11 protein-coding genes and 1 pseudogene are annotated in these 13,339 nt (G+C 71.4%); 6 read left to right on the forward strand and 6 right to left on the reverse strand.

Annotated features, from left to right (window positions below; genetic code table 11):
- Positions 1-12: 12 nt before the first annotated feature.
- Positions 13-159: a hypothetical protein gene (locus tag ACSHWB_RS39730; protein WP_439658466.1), complete on the reverse strand. Its 147-nt coding sequence runs from the start codon at positions 157-159 to the stop codon at positions 13-15.
- 136 nt (positions 160-295) lie between these two features.
- Positions 296-2,854, reverse strand: coding sequence for a LuxR C-terminal-related transcriptional regulator (locus ACSHWB_RS39735; protein ID WP_439658467.1), 2,559 nt, complete (start codon positions 2,852-2,854; stop codon positions 296-298).
- 379 nt (positions 2,855-3,233) lie between these two features.
- Between ACSHWB_RS39735 and ACSHWB_RS39740 the strand changes: the two are divergent.
- Positions 3,234-3,578, forward strand: a pseudogene (locus tag ACSHWB_RS39740) (phage holin family protein); the annotation flags it as partial.
- Positions 3,579-3,616: 38 nt separating this feature from the next.
- On the opposite strand, the gene ACSHWB_RS39745 reads toward ACSHWB_RS39740, so the two are convergent.
- Positions 3,617-4,876 (reverse strand): NAD(P)/FAD-dependent oxidoreductase, encoded by a 1,260-nt coding sequence (locus ACSHWB_RS39745; RefSeq protein WP_439658468.1) that lies wholly within the window; start codon positions 4,874-4,876, stop codon positions 3,617-3,619.
- 92 nt (positions 4,877-4,968) lie between these two features.
- Here ACSHWB_RS39745 and ACSHWB_RS39750 point away from each other — a divergent pair, with 92 nt between their 5' ends.
- Together ACSHWB_RS39750 and ACSHWB_RS39755 are read left to right on the forward strand one after the other, a co-directional pair.
- Positions 4,969-6,441 (forward strand): FAD-dependent oxidoreductase, encoded by a 1,473-nt coding sequence (locus ACSHWB_RS39750; RefSeq protein WP_439658469.1) that lies wholly within the window; start codon positions 4,969-4,971, stop codon positions 6,439-6,441.
- A 27-nt stretch (positions 6,442-6,468) separates the two neighbouring features.
- Entirely contained in the window at positions 6,469-7,665 is a 1,197-nt protein-coding gene (locus tag ACSHWB_RS39755; RefSeq protein WP_439658470.1) for a zinc-dependent alcohol dehydrogenase, read from the forward strand.
- Here ACSHWB_RS39755 and ACSHWB_RS39760 read toward each other — a convergent pair.
- The gene (locus tag ACSHWB_RS39760) at positions 7,655-8,503 is read right to left on the reverse strand and encodes a LysR family transcriptional regulator (protein ID WP_439658471.1); all 849 of its coding nucleotides are present in this window, start codon (positions 8,501-8,503) and stop codon (positions 7,655-7,657) included. The two genes, ACSHWB_RS39755 and ACSHWB_RS39760, sit on opposite strands and share 11 nt — an antisense overlap.
- Positions 8,504-8,611: 108 nt before the next feature.
- Between ACSHWB_RS39760 and ACSHWB_RS39765 the strand changes: the two genes are divergently transcribed.
- The gene (locus ACSHWB_RS39765; protein ID WP_439658472.1) at positions 8,612-9,349 is read left to right on the forward strand and encodes an NADPH-dependent F420 reductase; all 738 of its coding nucleotides are present in this window, start codon (positions 8,612-8,614) and stop codon (positions 9,347-9,349) included.
- Between the two features lie 37 nt (positions 9,350-9,386).
- Here the strand turns inward: ACSHWB_RS39765 and ACSHWB_RS39770 are convergent, their stop codons facing one another.
- The gene (locus ACSHWB_RS39770) at positions 9,387-9,593 is read right to left on the reverse strand and encodes a tautomerase family protein (RefSeq protein WP_439658473.1); all 207 of its coding nucleotides are present in this window, start codon (positions 9,591-9,593) and stop codon (positions 9,387-9,389) included.
- Between the two features lie 122 nt (positions 9,594-9,715).
- Here ACSHWB_RS39770 and ACSHWB_RS39775 point away from each other — a divergent pair, with 122 nt between their 5' ends.
- Positions 9,716-10,537 carry an MmyB family transcriptional regulator gene (locus ACSHWB_RS39775; RefSeq protein ID WP_439658474.1) on the forward strand — a complete coding sequence of 274 codons (822 nt, stop codon included), beginning with the start codon at positions 9,716-9,718 and terminating at the stop codon, positions 10,535-10,537.
- A gap of 52 nt (positions 10,538-10,589) precedes the next feature.
- A complete protein-coding gene (locus ACSHWB_RS39780; RefSeq protein ID WP_439658475.1) occupies positions 10,590-11,918 on the forward strand; it encodes a TIGR01777 family oxidoreductase in 1,329 nt (442 codons plus the stop codon).
- Between the two features lie 15 nt (positions 11,919-11,933).
- On the opposite strand, the gene ACSHWB_RS39785 is transcribed toward ACSHWB_RS39780, so the two are convergent.
- Positions 11,934-13,238: a glycosyltransferase gene (locus tag ACSHWB_RS39785; protein WP_439658476.1), complete on the reverse strand. Its 1,305-nt coding sequence runs from the start codon at positions 13,236-13,238 to the stop codon at positions 11,934-11,936.
- Positions 13,239-13,339: the final 101 nt, after the last annotated feature.

Here is a 13,339-nt window from a genome sequence, read left to right on the forward strand (position 1 = left end):
GACGTGCACCGATCAGCTTTCGCCCGGCTGAATCGGTGTGTGCGCGGTGCCGCCGCACGTGTGCGAGCACAACGAGCAGAGAGACACGTCCTCCAGCAGCAGCTGGTCGTCGACGTATCCCATCCGCAGCAGGTCGTCCGCGTTCAGTCGTTCCGGCATCTCGAACCTCCTCCCGTGTTCTTCCATTTGGCCAGCGAGAACAATCTAGAGCCGGAATGAACGAGAAGTCATGAGCAGGGCATCTACTCAATTGATCGCGGATCCACAAAAAGAACTACTCAGGCCGAACGGCCGGTTACTCAGACCCGACGAACAATGTCGCGAGCTCGATTCGACCTGAGACACCCAGCTTTCCGTACACACGGGAAAGGTGGTTGTCCACGGTGCGCACCGACAACCGCAACCTGCGGGCGATGTCCGGACTGCTGGACCCGACCGCCAGCACCGCGATCTCCTGCTCCCGTGGTGTGAGCACCTCCGCGAGGTCCTGCACCACCAGCCCCGGCGTGCTGGCCGCCGGACATCGGGCGGTGTGCTGCCTGGCGTGTGCCAGGACCGCCACCGCGTCGCTCGTCCGGCGGGCGTCGCGGTAGGCCCTGCTCGCGGCGACCAGCGCCTCGGCCGCGAGCAACGGCGCGGGTAGTTCGGCGAAGGTGCGGGCGACCTCCTGCAGGCCGTGGCCGTCCTGCTCGTCCAGGGCGGTCGCGGATCTCGCACAGGTGAGGACCAGGGCGCTGTCCGCGGTCTCCGCGAGATCGGCGAGGCGGCCGCGCACGCGCCCGGCTGCCCCGTGCCGTGCCGCGTCGTACAGGATGATCGCCTCCACGCACGGCAGCCCGGACTCCCTCGCCGCGGCGGCGGCGGTCAGCGCGAGCTCGGCGGCTCTGGTGTGCTCGCCGCCGGCTGCCAGCACCCAGGCCCTGCTCGCCTCGGTCTGCGCGCGGTACACCCGCTGCACCGGCGTCGCGAGTGCGTCGGCGCGGTCCAGCACCTGGCGCGCCTCCGTTCCGGCCCCCGTCATGGCCAGCGCGCCCGCCAGGATCGTCAGGTGCGTCCGCAGGCCGCCGTGCGGGTCCTGCCGCTCCTCGATGGCGACCGCCTCGCGCAACAGGTCCACGGCACTGCGCAGATCACCCTGAACCTGGGCGACCATCGCACCCAGCACGGCCCAGGCCGCGACCACCACCTCGGCACCGGCCGCGTCCCGGTACCCGCGGCCGGCCACCGCCCGGGCCTCGTCCAGCCTGCCGGCCAGCAGCAACGCGTACCCCCTGGCCATTCTCAGGAACGGACCGCCGACGTGGCTGCCCTCCCGATGAAGGTCCGCGAGCCGTTCGCCGTCGTCGGCCAGCTCCAGCGCCACCCCGGTCCTGCCGAGCATCGCGCTCGCACAGACCACGACGGTGTACGCCCACAGGCGACCGTCCAGGGGCGCGGACTCGTTCTCGGCGATCCGCAGCCCGATGTCGAGCGCCTTCGCGCACTGCCCCTCGGACAACAACACCATCGCGTGCGTGGCGCACTCGGAGCCGTCCAGGATCGCCGTGGCCTCCTCGTGATGCGCCAGCCCCCAGTAGAGGAGACCGGCCCTGGTCGACATCCAGTGGGAGCGCGCCTCAGGACTCACGCCTGCAGGTGGCCCGTCGGACACGAGCGCGATGCCGTCCTCGTGCCGCCCGCGCCAGCGCAGGACGGTGGCGAGGACCGCGGAGGCGTCGCCGGCACCGGCGTCGACCGCCGCGCGCGACAGCCGTTCGGCCAGCGCGAGGTCGTAGCGGGCCATCGCGTGCTTGGCCGCCCGCAGCGCCGTCTGCGCGTCCGGCCGCGTCCCGGCGACCAGCTGCCAAGTCGCGAAACGCAGCACGTCGTCCCGCCGCCGCAGCCCGGTGGCCGCCAGCCGCTCGGCCAGCACGCGGTGGATCTCCCGCGCCCTGATCGGCCGCATGTTCGCGCGCAGCACCTCCCCGTAGATCGGATGCTCGAGACGGACGACGGTTCTTCGCCCGACCTGCTCCACGCACAGCAGTCCGGCCTCCTCCGCGGCGTCGAGCCCGGCGTCGCGCTCGACGAGCCCCAGCGGCAACGGCTCCCCGCAGGCCACCAGCTCCACCACGAACCGCACCGCGGCGTCACAGTCGTCCAGCCTGGCTTCCACGAGCTCCCGCAACCGCCACGCCCCGCGCGGTGCGCCGTGCCACCGCCACACACCGTCGACCTGCCGCAGCGCCCCCGAATCGACGCCGTCCAGCACCAAAGCCTTGAGATGCAGAGGATTTCCCGCAGCCAGGCGACACAGCACAGTGCTCACGGACTCCGGTACCCGCCCGTCGACCGACCTGTCGAGCAGCGCGGCGACCGCAGAGTCCGGCAACAGCGGCACCTCGACCCGGCGCACCAGCCCGTCCTTCCACAGCGCGGTGATCGCGTCCGGCACCCCCTCGGCGTCGCGCAGCGTGCCGACCACGACGGCACGGCCACGCAGACACAGGTCGTGGACCAGTGCCGCGGAGCCGTCGTCGAGCAGGTGCGCGTCGTCGACCGCCAGCACCACCCGCCTGCCGCGCCAGCGGTCCGCCGCGTAGCGGAACAGCCTCGCCGGCTCCTGGTCGTCCCCTCCGGGCGCCAGCAGGTGGGACACGGCACCCAGCGGTACGCAAGCACCCGCCCTGGTGGCCGCGACGAGCTCGACCACCTGATCGCGGCCGGCAGCCAGATCCATCGCCGCCCGGAGCAACCTGGTCTTCCCCACCCCTGGCGGACCCGCGAACACCAGCCCGTGGCGAGTGCCGCCGAGCACCTGGTCGATCAGTTCGATCTCCTTGCGCCGCCCCACCAACGGCCACGACACGTCCACCCCTGCGCCCCCTTGCCCAAGTCGGGGACGGACCAGGTCCGCCCCCGAGCCGTCCGCGCCTGACGAAGGTCAGCGAAATCGACAGGCACCCTCTGGGAAGGTGGTACTCGGCGGCTCTGAGTCGGTGCTGAGTTGGATTGGCCGCCGCACAGGCGTACTCGGTGCCCGACGGGCAGTCGCGGCGGGACGACCGCGGCGGAGGCGCCGCGTCAGAACATCAGCCGGCCGTTCCCGTTCCAGTACGCCAGCAGGACCGACGCTCACGAGCTGGACACGCCGGCCGCTGCTCTTCCCGTCGAGAAACGGGGCGCGATCGGCACCGAGCCGGAGCCTCGGGACCCGTACCCGCTGGACCCTGTTCCTTCCGGGGGTGCGCGGAATGTCCAGCCCTGACACAGGTCTGCCTCCTGCTCCCGCCGAACGCGAGTCGCTCGGCGAGCTCGTCGGAGAACTGGCACAGGACCTCTCCCAGGTGATGCGCCAGGAGCTCGAACTGGCCAAGGCCAAGATCCTTGTGGAGGCGAAGAAGGCGGGCAAGGCCACCGGCATGCTCGCCGGCGCCGGCTTCGCGGGGTACGTGACCGCGGTGCTGCTCAGCCTCGCCGTGGTCTTCGCGCTCGGCGCCGTCCTGCCGCTTGGCTGGGCCGCCCTGATCGTCGCCGCGCTGTGGGGCATCGCCGGTTTGGCGTTGCACGGCACCGGCCGCACCAAGTTCCGCCAAAACCAGAACGCACCCCGGCCGCGGCCGGGGTGGGACGGCCGTCACCGCTCGATCGCGCGCATCGGTTCCAGGATGATCGGCTGCGCCCGGCGGCCGGTGAGCAGGTTCCAGGCCCATTGGGTGAGCACCGCGGCGCGGTTGCGCCACCCGACCAGGAACGCGATGTGCACGACCGCCCAGGCCGCCTTGCCGATGATCCCCTTGAGCCGCAGCTTCTTGATGTCCGCGACGGCGTCACCAGGCGAGATCGTCGCCATCGTGCCGAGGTCGAGGTACCGGAACGGCTTGGCGCGCTGCCCCTTGAGGCGCGCCTTGATCACGCGGGCGACGTGGTGGCCCTCCTGGAGGGCGGGCTCGGCGATGCCCGGCAGGTCGTTCAGGTTCGCCATGTCGCCGATCGCGAAGACGTCGTCGGTGACGGAGCAGTCCACGGGGTTCACCAGGATCCGGCCCTTGCGGTCCAGCTCGGTCGCGGTCGCCTCGGCGAGCTTGTGCGCCAGCGGGGACGCCTGCACACCGGCCGCCCAGATGATCGTCCGCGCCTCGACCCTGTCGCCGTCCTTCGTGGTCAGGCCCTCGGCGTCGATGGACTCGACCATCGCGCTGGTCATCACCGTGACGCCGAGCCGTTCCAGTTTCGCCCGCGTGTAGTCGCGCAGCGGCGGGGAGAACGGCGGCAGCACGTGCGGCACGGCGTCCAGCAGCGTGATCCGGACGTCGCGCGGGTCGATCTCCCGGAACTGGCCCTTCAACGCCCTGCGTGCCAGGTCGGCGATCTGCCCCACGAGCTCGACGCCGGTCGGCCCCGCCCCCACGACGGCGAACGACAGCCACTGCTTCGCGTCATCGGCCACGACCGCCGTCTCGAACGCCCGCAGCAGCTTGGACCTCAGGTCGACGGCCTGTTCGAGGGTCTTCATCGGCGGCGCTGACTCGGCCCACTCGTCGTGGCCGAAGTAGCTGTCGCGCGATCCCGCGGCCACGACCAGCGTGTCGTACTCGACGGTGTGCGAGCGGCCGTCCGGCAGATCGGCGTGCACCAGCTTCCGCTTCGTGTCGAACCCGGTCACCTCGCCCAGCAGGACGTGCGCGTTGCGTTGCCTGCGCAGGATCGCCCGGAAGGTGGGCGCGATGTCTCCCGTGGGCAGCAACGCCGTCGCCACCTGGTAGAGCAACGGCTGGAACAGGTGGTGGTTGGTGCGGTCGATCAGCGTGACCTCGACGTCCGCGCGCTTGAGGCCGCGTACGACGCCCAAGCCGCCGAACCCGCCTCCGACGACGACTACCCGGTGCTTTTCCATGTAGATCGCATACCCGCTGTGAGCGACAGGTATCCGGGCACGACCAGTCCCGTGCATCCGAATACCGGAGCCGACGGCGGGTATCCGGGTGCATGACCACCACCGCTGACCAGTCACTTTGGCTGGCCGCCCTCCCGTCGCAGTCCCGCCGGCCCCTCACCGGCGGGCACGCGTTCGACGTGGCCGTGGTCGGCGGCGGCATCACCGGCCTGACCACCGCGTTGCTGCTCAAACGCCGCGGCCTGCGGGTCGTGGTGCTGGAGGCCGATCGTGTGGCCTCTGGCGTGTCCGGCAACAACACCGCCAAGGTCACCGCCCTCCAGTCCACCGTGTACTCGCAGATCCGCGGCGCCCACGGCCTGGGCGCCGCCACCGACTACGCCACCGCGTCCCTCGCCGCCGTCGCCCAGGTGGCCGACCTCGCGCGCGGGATCGACTGCGACCTGCGCCGCTCCCCCGCCGTCACCTACGCCTACACCGAGCAGGAGGTGCGCGACGTCGACCACGAGCTGATCGTGGCCCGCCAGGCCGGACTCCCGGTGAAGGCCACCACCGACGTGGACCTGCCGTTCGAGGTGCACGCCGCGATCCAGCTCGACGACCAGATCGCACTGCACCCGGTGAAGTACCTGCGCGGCCTGGCCGACCTGGTCGACGGTGACGGCAGCCGGGTGTGCGAACACAGCCGGGTGCTCGACGTCAGCGGCACCCGTGTGTCCACGGCGGACGGTCACGTCGACGCCGGGAAGATCGTGATGGCGACGCACTACCCGACGCTGGACCGGGGCCTGTTCTTCCCCCGCCTCGAACTCACCCGCGCCTACTGCATCGCGGCCCGCGTCAGCACACCGCCGCAGGCACTCGCCATCAGCACCGGCAGCCCGTCGTGGTCCATCTCGGCGCACGAGGACAAGCTGGTCCTGGCGGGCCAGAGCCACCCGACCGGCAAGACCGTCGTGGAACCGTTCCGCCGCCTCGAGGACTTCGCCCGCAGGCACTGGCAGGTCGAGGAGGTCACCCACCGCTGGTCGGCGCAGGACCCGACGGCCTACGACCACCTGCCGATGATCGGCGGCTACACGCCGGGCAACTCCACGGTGTTCACCGCCACCGGGTACATGAAGTGGGGCCTGACCAGCGGCACGTTCGCCGCGTCCCTGCTCGCGGACCTGGTGCTGGGCAAGCCGAACGAGCTGGCCGACCGGTTCAGCCCGCACCGGCTGTCGCTGAAGTCGTTGCCGGCGCTTCTGAAGAAGAACGCCGAGGTCGCGGTGGAGCTGGTCGGCGACCGGATCGTCCCCGCCGACGCCACCTCCAGCGAGAAGCTGCCACCCGGCCAGGCCCACGTCATCCGCGACGGCCTGGGCAAGACCGGCGTCTACCGCGACCACGAGGGCGAGCTGCACGGGGTGTCGATGCGCTGCACGCACCTCGGTTGCCTCGTCCGGTTCAACGCCGCCGAGCGCAGCTGGGACTGCCCGTGCCACGGATCGCGGTTCGACGTCGACGGCGAGGTGCTGGAGGGACCGGCGACCCGGCCGCTGCCCCGCAAGGAAGCCCGCTAGCCGCGGTCCTGTCGAAGAGGAGAGGTCATGAAAGCGGTCACCTGGCACGGCAAGCGCGACGTCCGGGTGGAGACGGTGCCCGACCCCCGGATCCTCACACCCACGGACGCGGTCATCCGGGTCACCTCCACCGGTATCTGCGGGTCGGACCTGCACCTGTACGAGGTGCTCGGCCCGTTCATGACCGAGGGCGACATCCTCGGACACGAACCGATGGGCGTCGTCGAGGAGGTCGGCGCGGAGGTCACCTCGCTCAAGCCCGGAGACCGGGTGGTGGTGCCGTTCAACATCTCCTGCGGCCACTGCTTCATGTGCGAGCGCGGCCTGCAGTCGCAGTGCGAGACCACGCAGGTCACCGACCAGGGCAAGGGTGCGGCGCTGCTCGGCTACACCAGGCTGTACGGGCAGGTCCCCGGCGGGCAGGCGGAGTACCTGCGGGTGCCGCAGGCGCACTACGGGCCGATCAAGGTCCCGGACGGCCCGCCGGACGACAGGTTCGTCTACCTCTCCGACGTGCTGCCGACCGCGTGGCAGGCCGTGCAGTACGCCGAGATCCCGAAGGGCGGCTCCGTCGTCGTCTTCGGCCTCGGGCCGATCGGGCAGATGTGCGCCCGCGTCGCCCAGCACCAGGGCGCCGGCCAGGTCATCGGGATCGACCTCGTCTCCGACCGCCTCGCCCGCGCAGAGGCACGGGGCGCGACCGTGCTCGACACCCGCGACCACAAGAACATCGGCGACGCCGTGCGCGCACTGACCTCAGGCCGCGGCGCGGACGCCGTCATCGACGCGGTCGGCATGGAGGCCCACGGCGCCAACGCGGTCCGGCTCGCGCACAACCTCGTGTCCGTGCTGCCCCGCCAGGCGGGCGCGCTGCTCACCGAGAAGGCGGGCGTCGACCGGCTCAGCGTGCTGTACGCCGCCATCGACTCCGTGCGGCGCGGGGGCACGATCTCCCTGTCCGGCGTGTACGGCGGCATGATCGACCCGATGCCCATGATGGAACTGTTCGACAAGCAGATCCGGCTCCACATGGGACAGGCGAACGTGCGCCGCTGGGTCGACGACATCCTCCCGTTGCTCGTCGGCTCGGACGATCCGCTCGGCGTGGACGACTTCGCCACGCACCGCCTGCCGCTCGAAGAAGCACCTCGCGCGTACGAGATGTTCCAGAAGAAGCTGTACGGCGCGCAGAAGGTCCTGCTGCAGCCCACGCTCAGTCAGTGAAGGCGTCCACATAGGACCGCAGGCACGCAGCTGGTGTAGCGCGGGCGGTGACGACGTGCCCGTCGACGGAGAGCGGCGGGTCGAGCGGTATCGACACGTGCCGGTCAGAGCGGGGTCCCGCCAACGGCTCTGCGGGCATCAGCGTCCACGCGTTCAGGTCACGCCCGACGTCGAACAGCAGGTTCAGCGTGTCCCCCGCGGGCGGTACGGCAGGGGCGACGGGCAGCGCGGCCAGGATCGCGTCGTGCAGCGGCGGGTCGATCTCGCGGGTCGGCAGCCGCAAGCCGCGCGGGTCGAGGTCGAGCAGGCTGAGCACGGGTTTGCCCGCGGCGGCGTGGCCGGCTGACAACACCGCGTGCAGCGGCTCCGTCCAGGCGCGCTCGACGGTCAGCGTCTCGTCCGCGACGGCGCCGACGACGACGGCCAGGTCCAGCTCCCCGGCGCGGACGGCGTCCAGGCGCGCGGCCGCCGGCAGGCTCACCAGCCTCGGGTGCGCAGCCCGCTCGGCCTCGCGCAGGCGGCTCAGCGCACGGTCCAGGCGGGGCGTCACGCAGGACGCCACCCCGATCCGCAGCTCGGCGGCGTCCTCACCGGCCACCACCCTGACCCGTGCCGCGGCGGCCAGGGTCTCCCTCGCGGCGGCCAGCACCCGCTCCCCCGCCGCGGTCAGCCGCACCGACCGCGACGTGCGTGCCAGCAGCCGCACGCCCAGCTCACGTTCGAGCCGGGCGACCTGCTGGCTCACCGCCGGCTGCACGATCCGCAGTCGTTCGGCGGCCCGCCCGAAGTGCAGCTCCTCCGCGACCACGACGAAGTACCGCAACGCCCTCAGTTCCACCCCACAGATCTATCACGACATGTGATCGCTGCACGTCGAAGCCGGTCGTTGATGGCCGGCACCCGCCCGGGATGAGATGGCCGTGCATCCCAGGAAACGGAGACTCCAGTGGCAACACCCGTTCTCGGCATCATCGGCACCGGCATGGTCGGCGCGGGCGTCGCCCGCCGCGCCACCGACGCCGGACTCGACGTCGTGCTCAGCAACTCACGCGGCCCGGACACCCTGACCGGCCTGGTCTCGGCCCTCGGCGGACGCGCCCGCGCCGCCACACCGGCCGAGACCGCACGCGCGGCCGACGTGGTGCTCGCCGCCGTCCCCCTGAGCGCACACGAGCTGCTGCCCCGTGCCGAGCTCGCCGGCAAGACCGTCATCGATCCGACGAACTACGTGCCGACGTCGCACTGGCGCTCGCCCGAGCTGGACAGCAACGAGCTGACGTCCAGCGAACTGGTCCAGCGACACCTCGCCGACGCCCACGTGGTGAAGGCGCTGCACAACGTCGGCCCCAGGCAGCTGCTCGACCTGCACCGCCCCGCCGGCGCCGCCGACCGCACCGCGTTGCCCGTGCACGCCGACGACCCGGCCGCCAAGGCGGTGGTGAGCGAACTGTTCGACGTCCTCGGCTTCGACGCCGTCGACCTGGGTCCGCTCGCCGGGAGCTGGCGCAGCGAACCCAACACCCCGCTCTACGCGTTCCCGTACGTCGGCGAACCGCCCGCCGGTCTCGCCGTTCCCGAGCTGGTCGCCTGGGTGCAGAACGCACCTGGAGTCCCGGTGTCCGCCGCTCAGGTCACCGAACTGGCCGAGGCCGCCGTGCGCGGCCCCGCCGGGTTCAGGTACTAGCGACGGACCTCGGCCGACGGGCTGGTCGCCGCCGCGGTCACCCCTGCTGGATCTTGGCGAGGGTGAGGACCTCACCCCGGATCCCCCAGCCGCCGTCGGCGACCTCGTCGACGAGGACCATCGTGTTGTCGCGGACCGCGTCACCGAACGTGTCGGCGTAGAGGTCGGTGACCTTCTCCACGAGGGTCTGCTTCTGCTCGGCGGACAGCGTGCCCGCGGGAACCTTCAGGTTGGCGAACGGCATGACGTGCTCCTTTTCGTTGACACCAGAAGCATTCACCGCGGTCGAGGCGCCAACCAGTTGCCGCTGACCCGGGGGACGGCGTCCCCTGTCTGCGAAGGCGGCGTCCAGCGATACTCACAGATGTGAACCTCGCTGAGCTCGGCCTGTTCCTGCAGTCGCGGCGCGCTCGCATCACGCCCGGCGACGTGGGCCTGCCGACCGGCCCGCGCCGCCGGGTGCCCGGCCTGCGTCGTGACGAGGTCGCCCAGATCGCCGGCGCGTCGGTGGACTACTACATCGAGCTCGAACGCGGCCGCGGCGCCCAGCCGTCCGTGCAGATGCTCGCCGCCCTGGCCAGGGCACTGCGCCTGGACTCGGACGAACGCGAGCACCTGTTCGTGCTCGCGGGCAGGCCCGTGCCTCCGGCGCACGGCGTCTCGGCGCACGTGGCGCCGGCGATGCTCGCCTTGCTCGACCGCCTCGACGGCACCCCGGCGCGCATCATCACCGACCTGCACGAGACCCTGGTGCAGAACCGGCTCGCCACCGCCCTGCTCGGCCCGGCGACCAGGGAGAGCTTCCTGTCCCAGTGGTTCACCGACCCCGCCGTCCGCGCGGTCTACCCCGAGGACGACCACCCGCACCACTCGAAGGTGCTCGTGTCCGATCTCCGCGCCGCCGTGGCCCGGCACGCCCCCGCCGGCGCTGCGGCCGCGATGGTCACGCGGCTCCGGCAGGCCAGCGACGAGTTCGCGGCGTTGTGGGACACCGGCGACGTCGCCGTCCGCCGGGGCGAGCACAAGCGGATCGCGCACTCCGAGCTCGGCGTCGTCGACATCCAGTGCCAGAACCTGTTCAGCGAGGACGGCCACCAACGGCTGCAGTTCTTCGTCGCCACGCCGGGGACCGCGGCCGTCGAGCAGCTGCGTCTGCTGGACGTCATCGGTGTCCAGCAGTTCTCCTGACACCGGCACCACTCATCAAGCGAACGCCATGCGGCGCACTTAGCGTTGAGTCATGTCCCTGATCTGCTCCAGCATCGTCGACGCGCCACTGGACGAGGTGTTCGCCTGGCACGAGCGGCCGGGAGCGATCCACCGGCTCTCGCCGCCCTGGCAGCCGGTGGGAGTGGTGCGCGAGGCCGACACCCTCGACGGAGGCCGCGCGGTGCTGGGGTTGCCGCTGGGGCTGCGCTGGGGCGCCCGGCACACCGAGTACCGGCCGCCGCACCGGTTCGTCGACGAGCTCGACTCCGCGCCGCTGAGCTGGGCGCTGCGGTGGCGGCACACCCACGAGTTCGAGGCCGAGGGCGAGCGGACGCGGATGACCGACCGGGTGGACACCCCGGTGCCCGGTGCGCTGCTGCGGTCGATGTTCGCCTACCGGCACCGCCAGCTCGCCGCCGACCTCGCCGCGCAGGCTGCCGCGCGGGAGGCAGGTGACCGGCCGATGACCGTGGCGATCACCGGTGCCGGCGGCTTCGTCGGCAACGCGCTGTGGTCGTTCCTGAGCACTGCGGGCCACCGGGTGGTCAAGCTGGTGCGGCGCTCCCCCGCGCACGAGGACGAGCGGCGCTGGGACCCGGACCGCCCGGCCGCTGATCTCCTGGCCGGTGTGGACGCTGTGATCCACCTCGCGGGTGCCTCGATCGCGGGCAGGTTCACCGACGCGCACCGGCGCGCGATGCGCTCCTCCAGGATCGGACCCACCCGCGCGCTCGCCGACCTCGCCGCGGCCACCGGCGTGCCGGTGTTCGTCAGCGCGTCCGCGATCGGCTTCTACGGCGCCGACCGCGGTGACGAGGAGCTCACCGAGGACAGCGAGCGCGGCGAGGGTTTCCTCGCCGACCTCGTCGCGGACTGGGAGGCCGCGAGCGCCCCCGCCGCGGCGGCCGGGGTTCGGGTCGTGACCGTGCGCACGGGACTCGTGCAGTCCCCGGACGGCGGCACGCTGCGGATCTTCCACCCGTTGTTCGCCGCCGGTCTGGGCGGGAAGCTCGGCGACGGGCGGATGTGGCAGTCCTGGATCGGCATGGACGACCTGGTCGACGTCTACCACCGCGCGCTCTACGACACGTCGCTGAGTGGACCGGTCAACGCCGTTGCCCCGGAAGCCGTGCGCAACAGCACCTACACCACCACACTCGCGAAGGTGCTCCACCGGCCCGCGCTGCTGCCGGTCCCCTCCTTCGGCCCACGGCTCCTGCTCGGGGAGCAGGGTGCCGCGGAACTGGCCGAGGCGAGCCAGCTGGTCCGGCCCGCCGTGCTGACCAAGGCCGGGCACACGTTCCGGCATCCGGATCTGGAGCAGGCACTGCGCCATGTCCTGGGTCGTGTGCCGAAATGAGCAGCCGGCTCGCTCTCACCGGCGGTCCGTCAGCACCTCCAGCAGTCGTGCGGCGCCCACGTCCGGACCCGCGGCGCGCACCGCGTCGCGCAGGCCTGCGAACGGTTCGGTCTTCTCCAGCAACGATCCCAACGCCGCCGCCACGTCCTCGGGTGTGGCCGAGTTGGGATCGAGACACACGCCCGCGCGCGTCCTCTCGGCGTCGTGAGCGATGCAGAACTGGTCGCTCGAGAACGGCAGCACCAGCGCGGGAACCCCCGCCTGCAGACACTCGGTGAAGGAGTTGTTGCCGCCGTGGTGAACCATCGCGGCGACGTGCGGCAGCAACGCGCGCTGAGGCACGACGGACTCCACGACGACGCGTGGATCACCTGCCAGGTCAGCGAGTTCGGCGACACGGCCTCCCGCAGCGACCACGACCGTCAGGTCGGGGATCTTCAAGGCGCCGCGGACGACGGTGCGCAGCACGTCGTCGCGCGCGGACAGGAACGTGCCGAGCGCGACGAGGAGAACCCGCCTGCCTCGCACGCGCTCGAGCCAGACGTCGTCGAGCTGTTCGGGCGTCGTGCAGTGGCCGAGGAAGATCTGCTGCTGGTGCGCCGGCAACGGTGGCAGCCAAGGAAGTTCCGGGTAGTTCACCACGGCGGCGCGGGAGGAGGTCAGCGCGAACGCACGGGACGGCACCGGCCGCTCCGGCGCGAACTCCTTCAGGAAACCGGAAAACGCGCCGGTGAGAGCGCGGTCGGTCAGGCGCACCTCCACGGCCAGTTCCGCGAGATCCTCCGGCGACGGACGCACGGCGGACGGCCACACCTGCGGCAGCCCGAAGAACTGGTCGTAACGCGACACGAGGTAGGTGGGATGTCCTGTCACGTATGACACAAAAGGAAGATCGAGCGCGTGCAGGGCCAGAGTGGTGGCGTAGTCGATCTGGTCGACGACGTACCAGTCAGGCCGCAGGCGATCGTGCAACGCGCTGACATCGCGCATCACCTGCTCCGGCGCGGAGAGCAGTTCTGTTCTGCGTCGCCGCGTCTGCGCGAGCAGTGCAGCAGCCGCACCTCCCCTGGTGGCTTCGAGGAAGTCGTTCAGGTTGCGCGCCGAACGCGCGTCCTGCGCTGTCCTTTCCGCAACGCCGCTGTTCGAGTCACGCGTGGTCCTCATTGCCGCGAAAGGGATACCGTGAGCGAGGTCGGCGAACTCGGCACCGCAGGCGAACGTCACCGCCTGGGCACCCGCTGTGCTCAACGCCGTCGCGAACACGGACATGGGCCGGGCGTGTGACAGGAACGGTGGGCTGACAACGACGAAACGCGGCACCGGGCTCCTCCTTGTTGACATGACTGGAAGTTGTTCGATCCGAACACCCACCTCGGTTCGAACACCAGAGGTGCGGACACATCCAGAGGTACAGCGAGCAC

The sequence above is a fragment of the Lentzea sp. HUAS TT2 genome (assembly GCF_051853195.1).
Classification (GTDB): Bacteria; Actinomycetota; Actinomycetes; order Mycobacteriales; family Pseudonocardiaceae; genus Lentzea.

Coding starts and splice junctions, on each gene's coding strand:
- ACSHWB_RS39730 (WP_439658466.1), bottom strand. CDS start 159: ATGCCGGAACGACTGAACGCGGACGACCTGCTGCGGATGGGATACGTC.
- ACSHWB_RS39745 (WP_439658468.1), bottom strand. CDS start 4,876: ATGGAAAAGCACCGGGTAGTCGTCGTCGGAGGCGGGTTCGGCGGCTTG.
- ACSHWB_RS39750 (WP_439658469.1), top strand. CDS start 4,969: ATGACCACCACCGCTGACCAGTCACTTTGGCTGGCCGCCCTCCCGTCG.
- ACSHWB_RS39755 (WP_439658470.1), top strand. CDS start 6,469: ATGAAAGCGGTCACCTGGCACGGCAAGCGCGACGTCCGGGTGGAGACG.
- ACSHWB_RS39770 (WP_439658473.1), bottom strand. CDS start 9,593: ATGCCGTTCGCCAACCTGAAGGTTCCCGCGGGCACGCTGTCCGCCGAG.
- ACSHWB_RS39780 (WP_439658475.1), top strand. CDS start 10,590: ATGTCCCTGATCTGCTCCAGCATCGTCGACGCGCCACTGGACGAGGTG.